The sequence below is a fragment of the Shinella sp. M31 genome (assembly GCF_049199205.1).
GTDB lineage: Bacteria > Pseudomonadota > Alphaproteobacteria > Rhizobiales > Rhizobiaceae > Shinella.
In genome coordinates, this window is the sequence record NZ_JBLZPH010000095.1 from 54,474 (window position 1) to 71,370 (window position 16,897).

19 protein-coding genes are annotated in these 16,897 nt (G+C 63.0%); 9 read left to right on the forward strand and 10 right to left on the reverse strand.

The features are described from left to right. Nucleotides 1-267 precede the first annotated feature (267 nt). A complete protein-coding gene (locus tag ACOZKU_RS16240) occupies nt 268-801 on the forward strand; it encodes an RNA 2'-phosphotransferase (RefSeq protein ID WP_421579723.1) in 534 nt (177 codons plus the stop codon). Between the two features lie 5 nt (nt 802-806). On the opposite strand, the gene ACOZKU_RS16245 is transcribed toward ACOZKU_RS16240, so the two are convergent. After that, complete coding sequence (locus tag ACOZKU_RS16245) at nt 807-1,436, reverse strand: MarC family protein (protein WP_421579724.1); 630 nt, start codon at nt 1,434-1,436, stop codon at nt 807-809. 228 nt (nt 1,437-1,664) lie between these two features. On the opposite strand from ACOZKU_RS16245, the gene gyrA reads away from it, so the two are divergent. Further along, entirely contained in the window at nt 1,665-4,451 is a 2,787-nt protein-coding gene (gene gyrA, locus ACOZKU_RS16250) for a DNA gyrase subunit A (protein ID WP_421579725.1), read from the forward strand. 121 nt (nt 4,452-4,572) lie between these two features. On the opposite strand, the gene ACOZKU_RS16255 is transcribed toward gyrA, so the two are convergent. Both ACOZKU_RS16255 and ACOZKU_RS16260 read right to left on the reverse strand, forming a co-directional pair. Next, entirely contained in the window at nt 4,573-4,719 is a 147-nt protein-coding gene (locus tag ACOZKU_RS16255) for a hypothetical protein (protein WP_314094870.1), read from the reverse strand. Nucleotides 4,720-4,733: 14 nt separating this feature from the next. Beyond that, nucleotides 4,734-4,859 carry a hypothetical protein gene (locus ACOZKU_RS16260; RefSeq protein ID WP_280518833.1) on the reverse strand — a complete coding sequence of 42 codons (126 nt, stop codon included), beginning with the start codon at nt 4,857-4,859 and terminating at the stop codon, nt 4,734-4,736. Nucleotides 4,860-5,108: 249 nt separating this feature from the next. Here ACOZKU_RS16260 and coaD point away from each other — a divergent pair, with 249 nt between their 5' ends. From coaD to tgt, 6 genes are all read left to right on the forward strand, one after another. Continuing rightward, the gene (gene coaD / locus ACOZKU_RS16265; RefSeq protein ID WP_421579726.1) at nt 5,109-5,603 is read left to right on the forward strand and encodes a pantetheine-phosphate adenylyltransferase; all 495 of its coding nucleotides are present in this window, start codon (nt 5,109-5,111) and stop codon (nt 5,601-5,603) included. 35 nt (nt 5,604-5,638) lie between these two features. Next, entirely contained in the window at nt 5,639-6,205 is a 567-nt protein-coding gene (locus tag ACOZKU_RS16270) for a peptidylprolyl isomerase (RefSeq protein ID WP_314094874.1), read from the forward strand. Nucleotides 6,206-6,284: 79 nt separating this feature from the next. After that, complete coding sequence (locus tag ACOZKU_RS16275; protein ID WP_314094875.1) at nt 6,285-6,800, forward strand: peptidylprolyl isomerase; 516 nt, start codon at nt 6,285-6,287, stop codon at nt 6,798-6,800. Nucleotides 6,801-6,877: 77 nt separating this feature from the next. Next, nucleotides 6,878-7,327, forward strand: a complete 450-nt coding sequence (locus ACOZKU_RS16280; protein ID WP_314094876.1) for a DMT family transporter — start codon at nt 6,878-6,880, stop codon at nt 7,325-7,327. 7 nt (nt 7,328-7,334) lie between these two features. Next, nucleotides 7,335-8,396, forward strand: coding sequence for a tRNA preQ1(34) S-adenosylmethionine ribosyltransferase-isomerase QueA (gene queA, locus ACOZKU_RS16285; RefSeq protein ID WP_421579727.1), 1,062 nt, complete (start codon nt 7,335-7,337; stop codon nt 8,394-8,396). Then, nucleotides 8,393-9,523: a tRNA guanosine(34) transglycosylase Tgt gene (gene tgt, locus ACOZKU_RS16290; RefSeq protein WP_421579728.1), complete on the forward strand. Its 1,131-nt coding sequence runs from the start codon at nt 8,393-8,395 to the stop codon at nt 9,521-9,523. The genes queA and tgt overlap by 4 nt, the downstream gene beginning before the upstream one ends. A gap of 9 nt (nt 9,524-9,532) precedes the next feature. Here the strand turns inward: tgt and ACOZKU_RS16295 are convergent, their stop codons facing one another. Then, the gene (locus ACOZKU_RS16295; protein ID WP_421579729.1) at nt 9,533-9,907 is read right to left on the reverse strand and encodes a DUF4864 domain-containing protein; all 375 of its coding nucleotides are present in this window, start codon (nt 9,905-9,907) and stop codon (nt 9,533-9,535) included. A gap of 206 nt (nt 9,908-10,113) precedes the next feature. Then, nucleotides 10,114-10,641, reverse strand: a complete 528-nt coding sequence (locus ACOZKU_RS16300; RefSeq protein ID WP_421579730.1) for a GNAT family N-acetyltransferase — start codon at nt 10,639-10,641, stop codon at nt 10,114-10,116. A 278-nt stretch (nt 10,642-10,919) separates the two neighbouring features. On the opposite strand from ACOZKU_RS16300, the gene ACOZKU_RS16305 reads away from it, so the two are divergent. Further along, nucleotides 10,920-11,864, forward strand: a complete 945-nt coding sequence (locus ACOZKU_RS16305) for a phosphoribosylaminoimidazolesuccinocarboxamide synthase (protein WP_421579782.1) — start codon at nt 10,920-10,922, stop codon at nt 11,862-11,864. On the opposite strand, the gene ACOZKU_RS16310 is transcribed toward ACOZKU_RS16305, so the two are convergent. From ACOZKU_RS16310 to tmk, 5 genes are all read right to left on the reverse strand, one after another. After that, the gene (locus ACOZKU_RS16310; RefSeq protein ID WP_421579731.1) at nt 11,852-12,679 is read right to left on the reverse strand and encodes an MBL fold metallo-hydrolase; all 828 of its coding nucleotides are present in this window, start codon (nt 12,677-12,679) and stop codon (nt 11,852-11,854) included. The two genes, ACOZKU_RS16305 and ACOZKU_RS16310, sit on opposite strands and share 13 nt — an antisense overlap. Nucleotides 12,680-12,681: 2 nt before the next feature. Further along, nucleotides 12,682-13,461 carry a TatD family hydrolase gene (locus ACOZKU_RS16315; RefSeq protein WP_421579732.1) on the reverse strand — a complete coding sequence of 260 codons (780 nt, stop codon included), beginning with the start codon at nt 13,459-13,461 and terminating at the stop codon, nt 12,682-12,684. 7 nt (nt 13,462-13,468) lie between these two features. Continuing rightward, nucleotides 13,469-15,019 (reverse strand): methionine--tRNA ligase, encoded by a 1,551-nt coding sequence (metG, locus tag ACOZKU_RS16320; protein ID WP_421579733.1) that lies wholly within the window; start codon nt 15,017-15,019, stop codon nt 13,469-13,471. Nucleotides 15,020-15,098: 79 nt separating this feature from the next. Further along, on the reverse strand, nt 15,099-16,130 hold the full coding sequence (locus tag ACOZKU_RS16325) for a DNA polymerase III subunit delta' (RefSeq protein WP_421579734.1): 1,032 nt from the start codon (nt 16,128-16,130) through the stop codon (nt 15,099-15,101). Continuing rightward, nucleotides 16,127-16,816, reverse strand: a complete 690-nt coding sequence (gene tmk, locus ACOZKU_RS16330; protein WP_421579735.1) for a dTMP kinase — start codon at nt 16,814-16,816, stop codon at nt 16,127-16,129. The genes ACOZKU_RS16325 and tmk overlap by 4 nt, the downstream gene beginning before the upstream one ends. Between the last annotated feature and the right edge of the window lie 81 nt (nt 16,817-16,897).

A 16,897-nucleotide genomic window follows, 5' to 3' on the forward strand; every position in this document is an offset into this window, starting at 1 on the left:
GAGCCGGGCCGTCGCTGTGGAATGATCGTGTTGCCTTTTGTTTAGGAGACAGGGCGGCCAATGGTAGGCGCGGTAAACGCGTCAGCTTCCCTCTACGGCACGCTCTCGTCGACACTTTTCCCGCATGTGCGAGAATGGAGTGATGGCATGGCGCACTCCACAATCGATTGCAAAAGCCGAAGAAGCTGACGAATAGATGCGCGTGACGGTGCGTTCCTGCTGCACGGCTATAGATGGAAGATGCAACAGGCCCGGATCGAGGACGTCATGAGCAAGGATATCAGCAAGTTTCTCAGCCTCGTGCTCCGGCATGAGCCGCAAACGATCGGCGTCGCGCTGGATGCGGGCGGCTGGGTAGCGGTGGACGAGCTGATCGCCAAGGCGCGCCTTGCCGGGCGCGACATCGACGACGCGCGGCTGCGCGCCGTGGTCGCCGAAAGCGACAAGCAGCGCTTCACGCTTTCCGAAGATGGGCTGCGAATCCGGGCCGCGCAGGGGCATTCGGTGTCCGTCGATCTCGGTCTTGTGCCGATCGCGCCGCCGGACATTCTGTATCACGGAACGGCGGTCACCGCGCTGGAGGCGATCCTGCGGCAAGGCCTGTTGCCGCAGGGGCGGCAGAAGGTACATCTATCGGCGGACAGCGCGACGGCCGGAAAGGTTGGCCAGCGGCATGGCAAGCCGGTCGTGCTGACGGTTGCGGCCGGACAAATGCAGGCCGACGGCCTCGTGTTCTGGCAGGCGGAGAATGGCGTCTGGCTGACGGATGCCGTGCCGCCAGCCTATCTTTCTCAGCCGTAGCGGCTTCAGACCGCGAAGGCCGATTTCACTCCGTCCACGACGAACTGCACGGCCAGTGCCGCGAGGATGACGCCGAGCAGGCGGGTGAGGATGGCGCGGCCGGTATTGCCGAGGAAGCGGTCGATGCGATCGGCGATGACCAGCGAGAGGAACAGGATGGCGATGCAGAGCGCGAGCACGCCGATGAGGGCGGTGCGCTCCAGCGCGGAGGGGAAGGAGCCGGACAGCAGGATCGTCGCGGAGATCGCGCCGGGGCCGGCAATCAGCGGCAGAGCGAGCGGGAAGACGGCGATGTTGTGGATGTGATCACGGGTGATCGCGACTTCGCTGGTTTTTTCCTTGCGCTCGTTGCGGCGCTCGAAAATCATCTCGAAGGCGATCCAGAACAAGAGCAGACCGCCGGCGATGCGGAAGGCGCCGATAGAGATGCCGAGCAGCGACAGCACGCCCGCTCCTGTCAGCGCGAAGACGGCTAGGATGCAGAAGGCGATGATGGAGCCGCGCAGCGCCACCTGCTTGCGTTGCGGCCGCGTCATACCCACCGTCAGGCCGAGGAAGATCGGCGCGAGGCCGGGCGGATCAATGGTGACGAGCAGCGTCGTGATCGCGTTGACCACGAGATCGATAGTGAGCATGTCAGGCGTTCCCCTCGCCGTTGAACGGCCGTTTTTGCCGGCCTTGCCGCCCCATTGTTAGGCGAGCGGCGCGAGGAAGGGAAGGGTGGCCGGAAAGTGACCATGAAAATGCGCAAATTGGCGGATTTCCTGGGAAAAGCCTGTTCACAACCCCTCGTGAAATTGGCGCTTCCAGCCTCGGTAGGCTATAAAATTGCATCTGATTCTGAACAACGATCGTGACCGAAATTGACAGAACAATCGACACCCGGCGGCAAGACTCCCGGCATTGAGCCGATTTCCATCATCGAGGAAATGCAGCGGTCCTATCTCGATTACGCCATGAGCGTCATCGTGTCGCGCGCGCTGCCCGATGTGCGCGACGGTCTGAAGCCCGTGCACCGGCGCATCCTCTACTCGATGAGCGAGATGGGCGTTGACTGGAACAAGAAATACGTGAAATCGGCCCGCGTGACCGGTGACGTGATGGGTAAATACCATCCGCACGGCGACTCGGCGATCTACGACGCCTTGGCCCGCATGGCGCAGGACTGGTCGCTCCGCCTGCCGCTGATCGACGGTCAGGGCAATTTCGGTTCCATCGACGGCGACCCGCCGGCTGCCCAGCGTTACACGGAATGCCGACTTGAGAAGGCGGCGCACTCGCTGCTCGACGACCTCGACAAGGAAACGGTCAACTTCCGCGACAACTACGACGGCACGATGAGCGAGCCGGTCGTCGTTCCGGCAAAATTCCCGAACCTGCTGGTCAACGGCGCGGGCGGCATCGCCGTCGGCATGGCGACGAACATTCCGCCGCACAATCTCGCCGAAGTCATCAACGGCTGTATCGCGCTGATCGACAATCCGTCGATCGAACTGCTCGACCTGATGCAGCACATTCCGGGTCCCGATTTCCCGACGGGCGCGCTCATCCTCGGCCGCGCCGGCATTCGCCAGGCCTATGAGACGGGCCGCGGCTCGGTCGTCATGCGCGGCCGCGCCACCATCGAACCGATGCGCGGCGATCGCGAGCAGATCATCATCACGGAAGTTCCCTTCCAGGTGAACAAGGCGACGATGATCGAGAAGATGGCCGAACTGGTGCGCGACAAGCGTATCGAGGGCATTTCCGATCTGCGCGACGAATCCGACCGCGACGGCTACCGCGTCGTCATCGAGCTGAAGCGCGATGCCAATGCCGATGTCATCCTGAACCAGCTCTATCGCTACACACCGCTGCAGACATCCTTCGGCTGCAACATGGTGGCGCTGAACGGCGGCAAGCCGGAGCTGATGACGCTGCTCGACATGCTGCGCGCTTTCGTCTCCTTCCGCGAGGAAGTCGTCAGCCGCCGAACGAAGTACCTGCTGCGCAAGGCGCGCGACCGCGCCCATGTCCTGGTGGGCCTTGCCATCGCCGTCGCCAATATCGACGAGGTGATCGCGCTTATCCGTCGCGCGCCCGATCCGCAGACGGCACGCGAGCAGCTGATGGAGCGCCGCTGGCCGGCCAAGGATGTCGACGTGCTGATCAAGCTCATCGACGATCCGCGCCACCGCATCAACGAGGACCTGACCTACAATCTTTCCGAAGAGCAGGCCCGCGCGATCCTCGAACTGCGTCTCGCGCGCCTGACGGCACTCGGCCGCGACGAAATCGACGAGGAACTCAACAAGATCGGCGAGGAGATCAAGGATTACCTCGATATCCTCTCCTCGCGCCTGCGCATCATGACCATCGTCAAGGACGAACTGATCGCCGTGCGCGACGAATTCGGTACGCCGCGCCGCACCGAGATCGCCGAAGGCGGTCCCGATATGGACGACGAGGATCTGATCGCCCGCGAGGACATGGTCGTCACCGTCTCGCATGCCGGCTATGTCAAGCGCGTGCCGCTTGCGACCTATCGCGCGCAGCGCCGCGGCGGCAAGGGCCGCTCGGGCATGGCCATGAAGGACGAGGATTTCGCGACCCGCCTCTTCGTCGCCAACACGCATACGCCGGTTCTGTTCTTCTCCTCACGCGGCATCGTGTACAAGGAGAAGGTCTGGCGCCTGCCGATCGGTACGCCGCAGTCCAAGGGCAAGGCGCTGATCAACATGCTTCCGATCGAGCCCGGCGAACGCATCACCACCATCATGCCGCTGCCCGAGGACGAGACGACGTGGGAAAACCTCGACGTCATGTTCTCGACGACCCGCGGCACGGTGCGCCGCAACAAGCTCAGCGATTTCGTCCAGGTCAACCGCAACGGCAAGATCGCGATGAAGCTCGAGGAAGAGGGCGACGAAATCCTCAACGTCGAGACCTGCACGGAGCAGGACGACGTTCTGCTGACGACGGCGCTCGGCCAGTGCATCCGCTTCCCGGTCGATGACGTGCGCGTCTTTGCCGGCCGCAATTCGGTCGGCGTGCGCGGCATCAATCTGGGTGCCGGCGACCGCATCATCTCGATGACGATCGTCAGCCATGTCGATGCCGAGCCGTGGGAACGCGCCGCCTATCTCAAGCGCTCCGCCACCGAACGCCGCGCCAGCGGTGTCGACGAGGAGGATATCGCGCTGGTCGGCGAAGACGTCGGCGAGATCGGCGATCTTTCCGAGGAGCGTTATCAGGCGCTCAAGGCGCAGGAACAGTTCGTTCTGACCGTCTCGCAGAAGGGTTTCGGCAAGCGCTCGTCGTCCTACGACTTCCGCACCTCCGGCCGCGGCGGCAAGGGCATTCGCGCCACCGACACGTCCAAGACCAGCGAGATCGGCGAACTCGTCGCCGCTTTCCCGGTCGAGGACAAGAACCAGCTGATGCTGGTCTCCGACGGCGGCCAGCTCATCCGCGTGCCGGTCGATGGCATCCGCATCGCCAGCCGTGCCACGAAGGGCGTCACGATCTTCTCGACCGCCAAGGACGAGAAGGTGGTGTCCGTCGAGCGCATCAGCGAGCCGGAAGGTGATGACGAGACAGAGGTCGAGGCGGACGCCGCAGTGGCCGACGGCGAAATCGAAGCCGGCGATACGGGCGAGGGCGAGGCGTAACAGCCTCGCATCTTCAAGACACGAAAAAGCCGGACGGGCAGGGAACGACCGTCCGGCTTTTCATTTATTGCGGGTAGCCCGGAGGGAAGGCCACCCGCAGGGACGGCGGCAAAGGGGCGTGTTAAACGCCGAAGCCGCCTGCTTCTGTTTTCAGCTTTGTGGCTTTCAGCATCGCGCGATCCCGCTTCAGATCGAGGATCGTGCGCGTGAAGTCGAAAGCGAAGACCACGCTGATGAAGACCGTGAAAAGAATGGTGAGGCCGACCATGATTGCTTCCCCGCTTAGCGCAGCCACTTGCCACGCGCCGCGAGCTTCGAAGCGGCTGGCCGATCCTCTTCGCGAAGCGCATGGATCGTCGCGACGCTGAGAGCGATGAACATGGTCATGCAGAGTAGAGCGAGTGCCATTTTCGTATTCCTTCCAGCCTAAGGAAACGCGTTACTTGTTCCGTTGTGTTCGGTCGGGGAAATGCGCGATTGCCACCTTTGTTCCCGACGTCGATGGCGGTATTTATGCATGGCGCGGCTGAAGTGCTCTTGAACGACCCGTTCATGCCGCGTTCATTCTCTTGGCAGGGGACAGTTCGGGATGCGACGGAGGGCGCCCTTGCGGATCGCGGCGGACCATGACAAAAGGCGGCAAACGGGACCTTGCCGATGACAGTCGCCTTCTATCCTGGCTCTTTCGATCCGATCACCAACGGCCATATCGATGTGCTGGTGCAGGCGCTGAACGTCGCGCCCAAGGTCATCGTGGCGATCGGCATTCACCCCGGTAAGACACCGCTGTTTTCCTTCGAAGAACGCGCCGAGCTGATCCGTCTCTCCATTGCCGAGGCGTTGCCGGGGCGGGCGGGGGATGTCAGCGTCGTCTCCTTCTCCAATCTGGTGGTCGATGCGGCACGTAGCCACACGGCAGGTCTCCTCATCCGGGGCCTGCGCGACGGCACGGATCTCGACTATGAAATGCAGATGGCCGGCATGAACCGCCAGATGGCGGCCGACGTGCAGACGGTGTTTCTGCCGGCCGGTGTGGCCTCGCGGCCCATTACCGCCACATTGGTCCGCCAGATCGCGGCCATGGGCGGCGATGTCAGCGCTTTCGTGCCCGCGCCCGTCTTTGCGGCCCTCAAGGCCCGCCAGAAGGGCTGAAGCCCAATCATCCTGAACCCCTCAAGGGAGCTATCATGAACATCCTCCGTACCGCCTTCGCAGGAGCCCTGTTCCTGGCAACCACCACGAGCGCCTTCGTCGCCCAGGCTGCCGATTTCATCACCATCCAGTTGAAGGACGGCCCCGTCGTCATCGAGCTGAACGACAAGGCGCCGAAGCATGCCGAGCGCATCAAGGCGCTGGCCGCCGCCGGCGAATACGACAACGTCGCCTTCCACCGCGTCATCAAGGGCTTCATGGCCCAGACCGGCGACGTGCAGTATGGCGACATGGCCGATGGCTATCAGGCCGGCGCGGCCGGTACAGGCGGCTCCAGCCAGCCGGACCTGCCGGCGGAATTTTCCGACATCCCGTTCGAGCGCGGCACGGTCGGCATGGCCCGCGCGCAGGATCCGAACTCCGCCAATTCGCAGTTCTTCATCATGTTCGCGCCCGGCGATTTCCTGAACGGCCAGTATACGGTCGTCGGCAAAGTCGTGTCCGGCATGGAGAACGTCGACAAGATCAAGCTCGGCGACGACGCCAACAATGGTTCGGTGACCGACCCCGACCGCATGGTGAAGGTCACCGTCGGCAAATAATCCACTTTTTGGTGTGTCGTCCGTTGCAATCGCGAAACGGCGACACACCTTTTGCATTACACCTCAAAGGAGAGACACCATGGCCGAGATCAAGGATCCGGAAAACACCGTCATCATGGAAACCACCAAGGGCAAGGTGGTCATCCAGCTGCTTCCGGATCTCGCACCGGGCCACGTCGCACGGATCAAGGAACTGGCGCGTGAAGGCGCCTATGACGGCGTCGTCTTCCACCGCGTCATCGAGGACTTCATGGCCCAGACGGGCGACGTGCAGTACGGCAAGACCGGCGGCAAGGACTTCAACCCGGCCCGCGCCGGCATGGGTGGCTCCGACAAGCCGGACCTGAAGGCCGAATTCTCCAACATGAGCCATGTGCGCGGCACCTGCTCCATGGCCCGCAGCCAGATGCCGAACTCCGCCAATTCGCAGTTCTTCATCTGCTTCACCGATGCACCGTGGCTGAACAAGCAGTACTCGGTCTGGGGCCAGGTCATCGAAGGCATGGAAAACATCGACAAGATCAAGCGCGGCGAGCCGGTTCGCGATCCCGACACCATCGTGTCGTTCAAGGTTGCCGCCGACGTAGCGGCCTGATAGAACGCCGTCGATTTCGACCGCGTCCGTTTCGGCGGGCGCGGTTTTTCTTTGTGCGCTTTTCAAGGACCGCCACCATGGCTGCTTTCCTCTGGGCGCTGCTCGCCATCGCGGCCGGCGCGTGCATCGCAATCCAGGCTCCCATCAATGCCATGCTCGGCCGCGGCCTCAGCATGCCGGTGGCCGCAGCCTGCGTCTCGTTTCTCTCGGGCGCCATCATTTTGGCCGTGGTCGTCGCGGCCACCTCATCCTTCGAGGGCCGCTCGCCGGATTGGCGCGGGCCGGACCTCTGGCTCTACATCGCCGGCGGCGCACTCGGCACGGTCTATGTCACGACCGCCATTTTCCTGACGCCGCGCATCGGTGCGGCCGCCGTCATGGCCTTTGCCGTCTCCGGCCAATTGCTGGCCGGCATTCTGCTGGATCGCATCGGCTTCCTCGGCATGGCCGTGCGCGAAATCTCCGTCGGCCGTATCGGCGGCGCGATGCTGCTCGTCGCCGGCGCGCTGATGATCCGCTTTCTCTGAGGCTGCCATGCGTGTCGACCTCTTCGATTTCGATCTGCCGGAAGAAAACATCGCGCTTCGCCCGGTGACACCGCGGGAAGCCGCGAAGCTGCTCGTCGTGCAGCCGGGCAATGCAGCGCTCTATGAGGATCACACTGTTGGCGACCTGCCGTCGCTGCTGCGCGCCGGCGACGCGCTCGTCTTCAACGATACGCGCGTCATTCCCGCCCAGCTCGAAGGCATCCGCCATCGCGACGGGGCGGGCGGCCAGAAGGTATCGGCCACGCTGCATATGCGCATTGCCGGCGATCGCTGGAAGGCCTTTGCCAAGCCCGGAAAACGCATCAAGCTTGGCGACCGCATCACTTTCGGCGACGATCTCTCGGCAACCATCGAGCAGAAAGGCGAGGGCGGCGAAATCACCCTGCATTTCGATGCCTCCGGACCGGAACTCGACCGCGCCATCGCCATGGTCGGCCATATTCCGCTGCCGCCCTATATTGCCTCCAAGCGCGCGGAAGACGAGCTGGACCGCAAGGACTATCAGACGATTTACGCGCGTGAGGAGGGGGCCGTCGCGGCCCCTACGGCCGGCCTGCATTTTACGGATGCGCTGTTCGAAAAGCTCGATGCGCTGGGCGTGGAGCGTCATTTCGTGACGCTGCATGTCGGCGCCGGCACCTTCCTGCCGGTTAAGGCCGACGACACGACCGAACACGTCATGCATGAGGAGATCGGCTACGTTTCCGAGGAGACCGCCGCCGCGCTCAACGCCGTGAAGGCGAGGGGCGGGCGCATCGTCTCCGTCGGCACGACGTCGCTGCGCCTGCTCGAAAGTGCTGCCGATGAAGACGGTACGATCAAGCCGTGGTCCGGTGCGACCGGCATCTTCATCACGCCCGGCTACCGCTTCCGCACCGCCGATATCCTGATGACCAACTTCCACCTGCCGAAATCGACGCTGTTCATGCTTGTCTCGGCCTTTTCGGGCCTCGAGACGATGCGCGGCGCCTATGCGCACGCGATTGCGACCGGCTACCGCTTCTATTCCTACGGCGACTCCAGCCTGCTTTTCCGGGACCACCGATGACCGAAACTTTTCAGTTCAAGCTTCTCGCCACCGATGGCAAGGCCCGCCGCGGCGAGGTCTCCATGCCGCGCGGCACGATCCGCACGCCAGCCTTCATGCCCGTCGGCACGGTCGGCACGGTCAAGGCGATGTATCTCGATCAGGTGCGCGATCTCGGCGCCGATATCATCCTCGGCAACACCTATCACCTGATGCTGCGCCCCGGCCCTGAGCGCGTCGCGCGCGTCGGCGGTCTGCATGAGCTGATCCGCTGGCCGCATCCGATCCTCACCGATTCGGGTGGCTTTCAGGTCATGTCGCTCTCGGGCCTGCGCAAGCTCGACGAGCAGGGCGTGACATTCAAGAGCCATATCGACGGCGCGCTGCACCACATGTCGCCGGAGCGCTCGATCGAGATCCAGGGCCTGCTTGGCAGCGATATCCAGATGCAGCTCGACGAATGCGTGGCGCTGCCGGCCTCGCCGAAGGAAATCGAGCGCGCCATGGAAATGTCGCTGCGCTGGGCCGAACGCTGCAAGGTGGCCTTCGGCGACCAGCCGGGCAAGGCGATGTTCGGCATCGTGCAGGGCGGCGACATCCCGGATCTGCGTGTCCGCTCCGCGCAGGCGCTCTCCGAGCTGAACCTCAAGGGCTACGCCATCGGCGGCCTTGCCGTGGGCGAGCCGCAGGAGGTCATGCTCGACATGATCGACACGGTCATTCCGCACATGCCCTTCGAAAAGCCGCGCTACCTGATGGGCGTCGGCACGCCGGATGACATGCTGAAATCCGTCGCGCGCGGCGTCGACATGTTCGACTGCGTGATGCCGACCCGCTCCGGCCGCCATGGCCTCGCCTTCACCCGCCGCGGCCGCATCAACCTGCGCAACGCCCGCCATGCGGAAGACATGCGCCCGCTCGACGAGCAATCGAGCTGCCCGGCCGCCCGCGACTATTCGCGTGCCTATCTGCACCATCTCATCCGCGCCAACGAGTCCCTCGGCGGCATGCTTTTGACCTGGAACAACCTGTCCTACTATCAGGACCTGATGGCCGGCATCCGCAAGGCGATCGAGGAAGGCCGCTTCGCCGACTTCATGGCGGAGACGCAGGAAGAATGGGCGAGGGGCGATCTCGCTCCTCTTTAAGAGGATGGCTCAGATTTCCGGACCGGGCGCGGCGTGCACCATGTGCACGCCGTTGATCTTGTAGCTGCCATCCGGCTGCTTCAGGAGCTGGTAGAGCGCCGTCCAATCCTTGCCGTCGGGCCCGGAAATCAACACCTCCTGCACCACCATGTCACCCTCCACCTTGGAACGGCCGAAGGCGAAATTGCCGGGACGATAGACCGGCCCATAGCCCTTCTTGACCATGTCGAAGAACGCGGTTTCGTTCGGGAACTTTCCGCGAATGGTGGGTGATGCGAAGGAATAGGCGGTCTTCGCATCGTCGTTCAAGAAGGCGGCGATCTGGTTCTGGATGATGTCCTGCGCCGTATCGACGGGCTCTTCCGCATATGCAAACAGGGGCATGGAAACGCAAAGAAACACGGCGACAGGCAATCTCATGACGCACACTCCTGTTTCGATGACGGCACAATAACACGGAAATGCGCCGGGCGCTTGGAATGTGACGCCAAGACCTTAAAGTGATTTCTCGAAGTTAAAACTATTTACAAACATAGAGATACATTGATTAATTAAAGCGGTTTAGTGGAGTAGGATACCCGCAATATGTGTCAGGCTGCGACCTTTCTCAGGATCACGACCTCGGAGCCCTGGTAGATCGCGCGCGCGGTTTCTTTAAATCCGTGTCGGGCGGCAAGGGTCAGCGACGCGGTATTCTGCGGGTCGATGATGCAGGTGATCGGCATGCCGGGACGGGTCTCGTCGGCCCAGGCCCACATCGCCACCAGCGCTTCGCTGGCGAGGCCCTGACCTTGCATCTCCGGCAGCAGGCCCCAGCCGGCTTCCAGCGTGTCCTCGATGCCGGGCACCATCATCCGCCGCATCTCATGAAACCCGGCTTCGCCGATGAGACGGCCCGTGGCCTTGTCGGTGATGACCCAGAAGCCAAAGCCCATCACCTGCCACATGCCGACATGGCGCAACAGCCGCGTCCAGGATTGCTCACGCGTCAGCGGCACGCCACCGATGTAGCGCACGATATCAGGCAGAGTCCACATCGCGGTCATGGCGTCGAGATCGCCCGGTTGAAAGCCACGCAAAACAAGGCGGCTGGTTTCGAGCACGGGAATGTCGGTCATATGGGTATCGCTGTTTAGGATGTGTGTTGCGGCGGGAGCAGCAGGCTACTATGGATTCCTTATCACAGTCGACACCGGGTCAGGGAGTTGTCCTGGTGGAATCACGCGTGATTCACGGCAATCCAGAGATCACATAAGATAGATTATGGAACTAACGAATTTGCCAAGAGGCCGGAAAAGCCCTGGAAATCCGGTTTGTGCCTTGACCCGGAACCGCCCCCAGCCGTAAGCGAAACGGCAGACGGAACCAACAGCGAAAGCCAGCCACGATGAGCGATTTGCGCATTCTCTCCGACGCCCATATCCCGGAACTGCCGAACCGCTACAAGGGCAAGGTCCGCGAGAATTACGATCTTGCCGACGGCAGCCGCGTCATCATCGCCACCGACCGCCTCAGCGCCTTCGACGTCATCCTGACGGCCATTCCCTTCAAGGGCGAAGTGCTGACGCAGACGGCGCGCTACTGGTTTGAGGAAACTGCCGATATCTGCCCGAACCATGTCCGGTCCTATCCGGACCCGAATGTCGTCATCGGCACGCGGCTCGATATCCTGCCGGTCGAAATCGTCGTGCGCGGCTATCTCGCCGGCACCACCAGCACCTCGATCCTGACGAAATACCGCAAGGGCGAGCGCGAGATGTACGGCATAACGCTGCCGGACGGCCTGCGCGACAACGAGAAGCTGCCCGAGCCGATCATCACGCCGACCAGCAAGGCCTTCAACGGCGGCCATGACGAGCCGCTATCCGGTCAGGAAATTCTTGAGCAAGGCCTGTTGACGGCCGAGCAATGGGAAACCGTGTCGCGCTATGCGCTGGCGCTGTTTGCGCGCGGCCAGGCCCGTGCGGCCGAACGCGGCCTGATCCTCGTCGATACCAAATATGAATTCGGGACGGACAAGGACGGTCGCATCGTGCTGGCCGACGAAATCCATACGCCAGATTCGAGCCGCTACTGGATCGCCGAGAGTTACGAGAAGAGTTTTGCCGAAGGCGGCCGCCCGGCGAGCTTCGACAAGGATTTCGTGCGCGCCTGGGTTACCGAGCGCTGCGATCCCTACAAGGATCCGATCCCGGAAATCCCGCGCGATCTCGTCGAACAGACCTCCAAGGTCTATATCCAGGCCTATGAGCAGATCACCGGCAAGACGTTTGCACCCGACCTTTCGGGCGCGACGGTGCTGGAGCGCATCCGCACGAACCTGAAACCCTATTTCGCCTGATCGTCCGAAACGTCGATCTCGAAACGAAGACCATCAAACGCCGGTTCGACATGGTCCGGCGTTTCCTTTTGCACCGTGTCGTAATCGAGCGGCACATGCATGTGGGTCAGGATCGCGCGCTTCGGCTTCAGCCTTTCGATCCAGTCCAGCGCCTGGCTGAGCGACAGATGGCTGGAATGATAGCGGTATTGCAGCGCATCGACGATCAGCACGTCGAGGTTTGCGAGACGCGGCACGGTCTCTTCCGGAAAATCGCTGACATCAGGGCAATAGGCGATATCACCGATGCGAAAACCCAGCGAGTGGATGGAGCCATGGATCTGGAGATGGGGCTGGAAAGTTATGGCCCCCCCTCGCCCATGGATCGTCACCGGCGCGTTCCGCGGCTCGATCAGGTTCTCCGTCACGATCGGTGGATACATGCTGCCGGCGGGCGTTTTCAGGCAATAGCCAAACCCTTCGCGGATGCGCTCCATCGTGGGTTCGTCGGCCCAGATCGGCACCTGCCGATGGTTCTGCAGCACGAAGCCCCTGATGTCGTCGATACCGTGGATGTGGTCGGCGTGCGGGTGCGTATAGAGCACCGCATCGATGGTTTCGACGCCGGCTGCGATCATCTGCATGCGGAAATCCGGGCCGGTATCGATGACGACGGTCGTCACGCCTTCCGGGCCGAACTGCTCGACGAGGAAGGCCGCACGGGTGCGGCGATTCTTCGGGTTCGTCGGATCACAATCGCCCCAGTCGCCGGTGATGCGCGGGACGCCCGGCGAGGAGCCGCAGCCGAGAATGGTGAAGCGCCGCCGATAGGCCACGGCTACACCCGCGGCATCTTCGAGAAGATGCGGAAGGCGTTTTCCGTGGTGATGCGGGCGATCTCCTCCACGCTGACGCCGACGGTTTCGGCCAGAACGGCGGCCGTATGCGCGACATAGGCCGGCTCGTTGCGCTTTCCACGGAAGGGTTTCGGCGCGAGATAGGGCGCGTCGGTTTCCACCAGCATGCGCTCCAGCGGCACGGTCTTTGCGATCTCGCGCAGCTCTTCCGATTTCGGGAAAGTCAGGATGCCGGAAAAGGAAACGTAGCCGCCGAGTTCCACGCCGATGCGGGCAAGCTCCGGGCCGGAAGAGAAGCAGTGCAGCAGGAAAGGAAAGGCGCCCTTCGCCGTTTCCTCCGTCAGGATCGCCGCCATGTCCTCGTCCGCCGAGCGGCTGTGGATGACGAGCGGCAGGCCGGTCTCGCGGGCGGCGGCGATGTGGTTGACGAGGCCGATCGCCTGCGCCTCGCGCGGCGCGTTGTCGTAGAAATAGTCGAGACCCGCCTCCCCGATCGCCACGACGCGCGGATGCTTGGAGAGTTCAACGAGTTCGGCGACCGTGACGTCCAGTTCCTCGTCCGCATTGTGCGGATGCGTGCCGACCGAGCAGAACACGGATGGATAGGTTTCCGCGATCGCCAGGATATCCGGGAATTTCTTCACCCGCGTCGAGATGGTGATCATCTGCCTGACGCCCGTCGCGTGTGCGCGCGCGACGATATCGTCGCGCTCCACGGCGAAATCCGGAAAATCCAGATGACAATGGGTATCGATCAGCATGTCGGCCTCAAGCCTCGGGTGCGACGTAGCGCGGGAAGACCGGGCTCGGCGCTTCCAGCGGCGTGCCGGCAACGAGACGGCCCGCCTCGCCCAATGCGGAGAAGTCGCGCTTCTCGACTGGAGCCGCCACGAGATCGAGCAGCTTGCGGCTCGATTGCGGCATGTACGGCTGCAGCAGGATGGCGATCTGGCGCACCACTTCCGCCGTCACATAGAGCACGGTACCCATGCGGACCGGATCGGTCTTCTTCAGAGCCCAGGGCGCCTCGCCGGCGAAATAGCGGTCGGCCTCCGAGACGACGGCGATGATGGCCGCCAGCGCCTTGTGGATCTGCTGCTTGCCCATTTCTTCGCGGGTGATCGCGTACAGCGCATCGACGGAGGCGAGCATGGTGCGGTCGGCATCGGAGAGGTCGCCGCATTCCGGCACCTGGCCGTCGCAGTTCTTAACGATCATCGACAGGGAGCGGCTGGCAAGGTTGCCGATGCCGTTGGCGAGGTCGGAATTGATGCGGGTTGCGATGCCCTCCTCGCTGTAGCTGCCGTCCTGGCCGAAGGAGACCTCGCGCAGGAAGAAGTAGCGGATCGGGTCGAGGCCGAAATGGTTCACCAGATTGACCGGGTCGACCACGTTGCCCAGCGACTTCGACATCTTCTCGCCCTTGTTGAGCAGGAAACCATGGGCGAAGACGCGCTCCGGCAGCGGCACGCCCGCCGACATCAGGAAGGCCGGCCAGTAGACGGCGTGGAAGCGGATGATGTCCTTGCCGATGATATGGATATTCGCCGGCCAGTATTTTGCGCGCGGTCCCTCGGGATCGGTGAGATAGCCGGTCGCGGTGACATAGTTGGTCAGCGCATCGACCCAGACATACATGACATGAGCCGGATCACCCGGAACCGGGATGCCCCAGTCGAAGGTCGTGCGCGAAACCGACAGGTCCTTCAGGCCCGACTTGACGAAGGAGATCACTTCGTTACGGCGCTCGGCCGGACCGATGAAATCGGGGTTGTCCTCGTAGTGCTTCAGGAGCTTGTCCTGATAGGCCGAGAGCTTGAAGAAGTAGCTCTCCTCCTCCACCCATTCGACGGGCGTGCCCTGCGGACCGTAGCGCACGCCGTCGTCGCGCTTCTCGGTTTCGCTTTCCTGATAGTAGGCCTCGTCGCGCACCGAATACCAGCCGGCATAGCCACCCTTGTAGATGTCGCCATTGGCTTCCATGCGGCGCCAGATCTCGGCGCAGGCCTCGTAGTGGCGCTCCTCGGTCGTGCGGATAAAATCATCATTCGATGCATTCAGAAGAACGGCCATCTGCTTGAATTCGGCGGAGTTTCTATCCGCGAGTTCGCGCGGCGAAATACCTTCCTTGCGCGCCGTCTGCTGCATCTTCTGGCCATGCTCGTCCGTGCCGGTCAGGAAGAATACGTCTTTTCCGTCGAGCCGCTGGTAACGCGCCATGGCATCCGTCGCGATGAGCTCATAGGCATGGCCGATATGCGGCTTGCCGTTCGGATAGGAAATGGCGGTCGTGATGTAGAAGCGGTTCGTGTCGGTCATGGAGGTGCGTTCTGTCTTCGGTTGTGCAATGCCGCAAGGTATTAGACCATGCAGGCGCAGAGGGAAACAGCAAGTTGATTTAAAGCGACGCCCTGATGTCGTCGAGCACGGTGATGATCGTCTGCTTGCGATCGAGATTGTAGCCCTGCGCGATGGCGATGCGCTCGCCGAGCTGCGAGGACAGGTGCGCGAGGCGATCGGCGCGGGCGATGTCGCCGGCAAGCGCTGCGGTGCGGGCGGCGTCCGTCACGAAATCGGTAGCGTGCTGGCAGAAGAACGAGAAGACGGTTTCGCTGTCCTTGGCGGAGAGCACGTCGGCGAGTTTGTGCACATCGCGGCGCGGCGGCTCGGCGGGCGCGGCGACGATGGTGCGGAAAGCTTCCACGATATCGAAGCCGCCGTAGTTGGTGAGCTTGAGGGCTTCGGCAACGCTGCCATGGGCGGCGGCGATTACCTCGCCTGCCCGCGGGCCGCTCGGCGTCGCGCCGAGGCTGTCGAGCGCCGCGGCAAGGTCGTCTTCCGGGAGCGGCGACAGCGCGAGCGGCAGGCAGCGCGAGCGGATGGTCGGTAGCAGCTTGCCCGATGCATGGGTGAGCACGAGGAAGAGCGAGCGCTTCGGTGGCTCCTCGAGGATCTTCAGGATGGCGTTGGCGGCGTTGCGGTTGAGATCGTCGGCCGGGTCGATGATGACGATGCGCCAGTTGCCCGTGCCGGACGTCTGCGCCAGGAATTTTCCGGCCTTGCGCACCTCGTCCACGGTAATCGCCGATTTCACCTTCCCGCTCTTCTCGTCCACTGGCCGCGTGAGATGCAGCAGGTTGTGCGAGGCGCCGGCGGCGAGCTGGCGCGTGATGGGGGAAGACGGCGACGGATCGGCGATACGGTCGGGCGCTTCGGTTGGCTCCGGATAATGCAGAACGTGGTTGGCGAAGCGGAAGGCGAGCGTCGCCTTGCCAATGCCTTCAGGTCCTTCGATCAGGATCGCATGGTGCCCCTTGCCGGAGCGATAGGACCGCGCCAGAAAATCCTGCGCTTCGGCATGGCCGAACAGTTTCGTCTGCTCGGCCGGATGCACCGCGCCATCGAGAATGCCGGGACGATCCTCGCTCACGAAACGTGCTCCGGATCGGAATGGCCGTGCGCGTTGATCGGCAGCAGCGGTTCGACGATGGCGAGCACCTGCGCGGCGATCGCCTCCGGCGTCAAGGTCGCGTCCACCACGCGGCAGCGCAGCGGTTCGCGCTCGGCGATATCGAGAAAGGCTTCGCGACGCTTCTCGTGCGTCTCCAGCTCTTCCTTTTCGAAGCGGTCTGGTTCGCTGCCCGTGTCGACATCGGCGCTCCGCTTTCGGGCACGCTCGAGGCCGATAGCGGCGGGGAGATCGAAGATGATGGTACAGTCCGGCACCACGCCATGGATCGCCACGCGCTCCAGCGCCTCGATGAGGGGCTGCTCCAGATTGCCGGTAATGCCCTGGTAGACGCGGGAGGAATCCATGAAACGGTCGCAGAGTACCACCGTGCCGGCCGCGAGTGCCGGGCGGATGACCTGCTCGACATGATCGCTGCGCGCGGCGGCAAACAGGATCGCCTCCATACGGACGCCGTAAGCCTCTGCAGAACCGGAGAGCAACACATGGCGCACGGCTTCTGCGCCTCTGGAACCGCCGGGCTCGCGCGTCATCAGCACGGTCAGCCCGCGTGCACGCAACGCCTCTGCCAGAAGCCGAATCTGCGTCGACTTTCCGGCGCCTTCGCCGCCTTCAAACGTAACAAACAAACCGGGTGCGGCCGACAAATCCTGTTTCCGTTCCAGTGGCTGCGTTCCAGCCCTTCCGACAAATCCGCCAGGGCGGAGACGAGTCGGATCACTACTAAC

What these genes read in the sequence shown, in the direction of transcription:
- ACOZKU_RS16260 (WP_280518833.1), bottom strand. Translation starts at nt 4,859, where the DNA reads ATGGCACTCGCTCTACTCTGCATGACCATGTTCATCGCTCTCAGCGTC.
- ACOZKU_RS16245 (WP_421579724.1), bottom strand. Translation starts at nt 1,436, where the DNA reads ATGCTCACTATCGATCTCGTGGTCAACGCGATCACGACGCTGCTCGTC.
- ACOZKU_RS16295 (WP_421579729.1), bottom strand. Translation starts at nt 9,907, where the DNA reads ATGCCCCTGTTTGCATATGCGGAAGAGCCCGTCGATACGGCGCAGGAC.
- coaD (WP_421579726.1), top strand. Translation starts at nt 5,109, where the DNA reads ATGACAGTCGCCTTCTATCCTGGCTCTTTCGATCCGATCACCAACGGC.
- ACOZKU_RS16280 (WP_314094876.1), top strand. Translation starts at nt 6,878, where the DNA reads ATGGCTGCTTTCCTCTGGGCGCTGCTCGCCATCGCGGCCGGCGCGTGC.
- ACOZKU_RS16315 (WP_421579732.1), bottom strand. Translation starts at nt 13,461, where the DNA reads ATGCTGATCGATACCCATTGTCATCTGGATTTTCCGGATTTCGCCGTG.
- ACOZKU_RS16240 (WP_421579723.1), top strand. Translation starts at nt 268, where the DNA reads ATGAGCAAGGATATCAGCAAGTTTCTCAGCCTCGTGCTCCGGCATGAG.
- ACOZKU_RS16275 (WP_314094875.1), top strand. Translation starts at nt 6,285, where the DNA reads ATGGCCGAGATCAAGGATCCGGAAAACACCGTCATCATGGAAACCACC.
- tgt (WP_421579728.1), top strand. Translation starts at nt 8,393, where the DNA reads ATGACCGAAACTTTTCAGTTCAAGCTTCTCGCCACCGATGGCAAGGCC.
- ACOZKU_RS16270 (WP_314094874.1), top strand. Translation starts at nt 5,639, where the DNA reads ATGAACATCCTCCGTACCGCCTTCGCAGGAGCCCTGTTCCTGGCAACC.
- queA (WP_421579727.1), top strand. Translation starts at nt 7,335, where the DNA reads ATGCGTGTCGACCTCTTCGATTTCGATCTGCCGGAAGAAAACATCGCG.
- ACOZKU_RS16255 (WP_314094870.1), bottom strand. Translation starts at nt 4,719, where the DNA reads ATGGTCGGCCTCACCATTCTTTTCACGGTCTTCATCAGCGTGGTCTTC.
- metG (WP_421579733.1), bottom strand. Translation starts at nt 15,019, where the DNA reads ATGACCGACACGAACCGCTTCTACATCACGACCGCCATTTCCTATCCG.
- ACOZKU_RS16300 (WP_421579730.1), bottom strand. Translation starts at nt 10,641, where the DNA reads ATGACCGACATTCCCGTGCTCGAAACCAGCCGCCTTGTTTTGCGTGGC.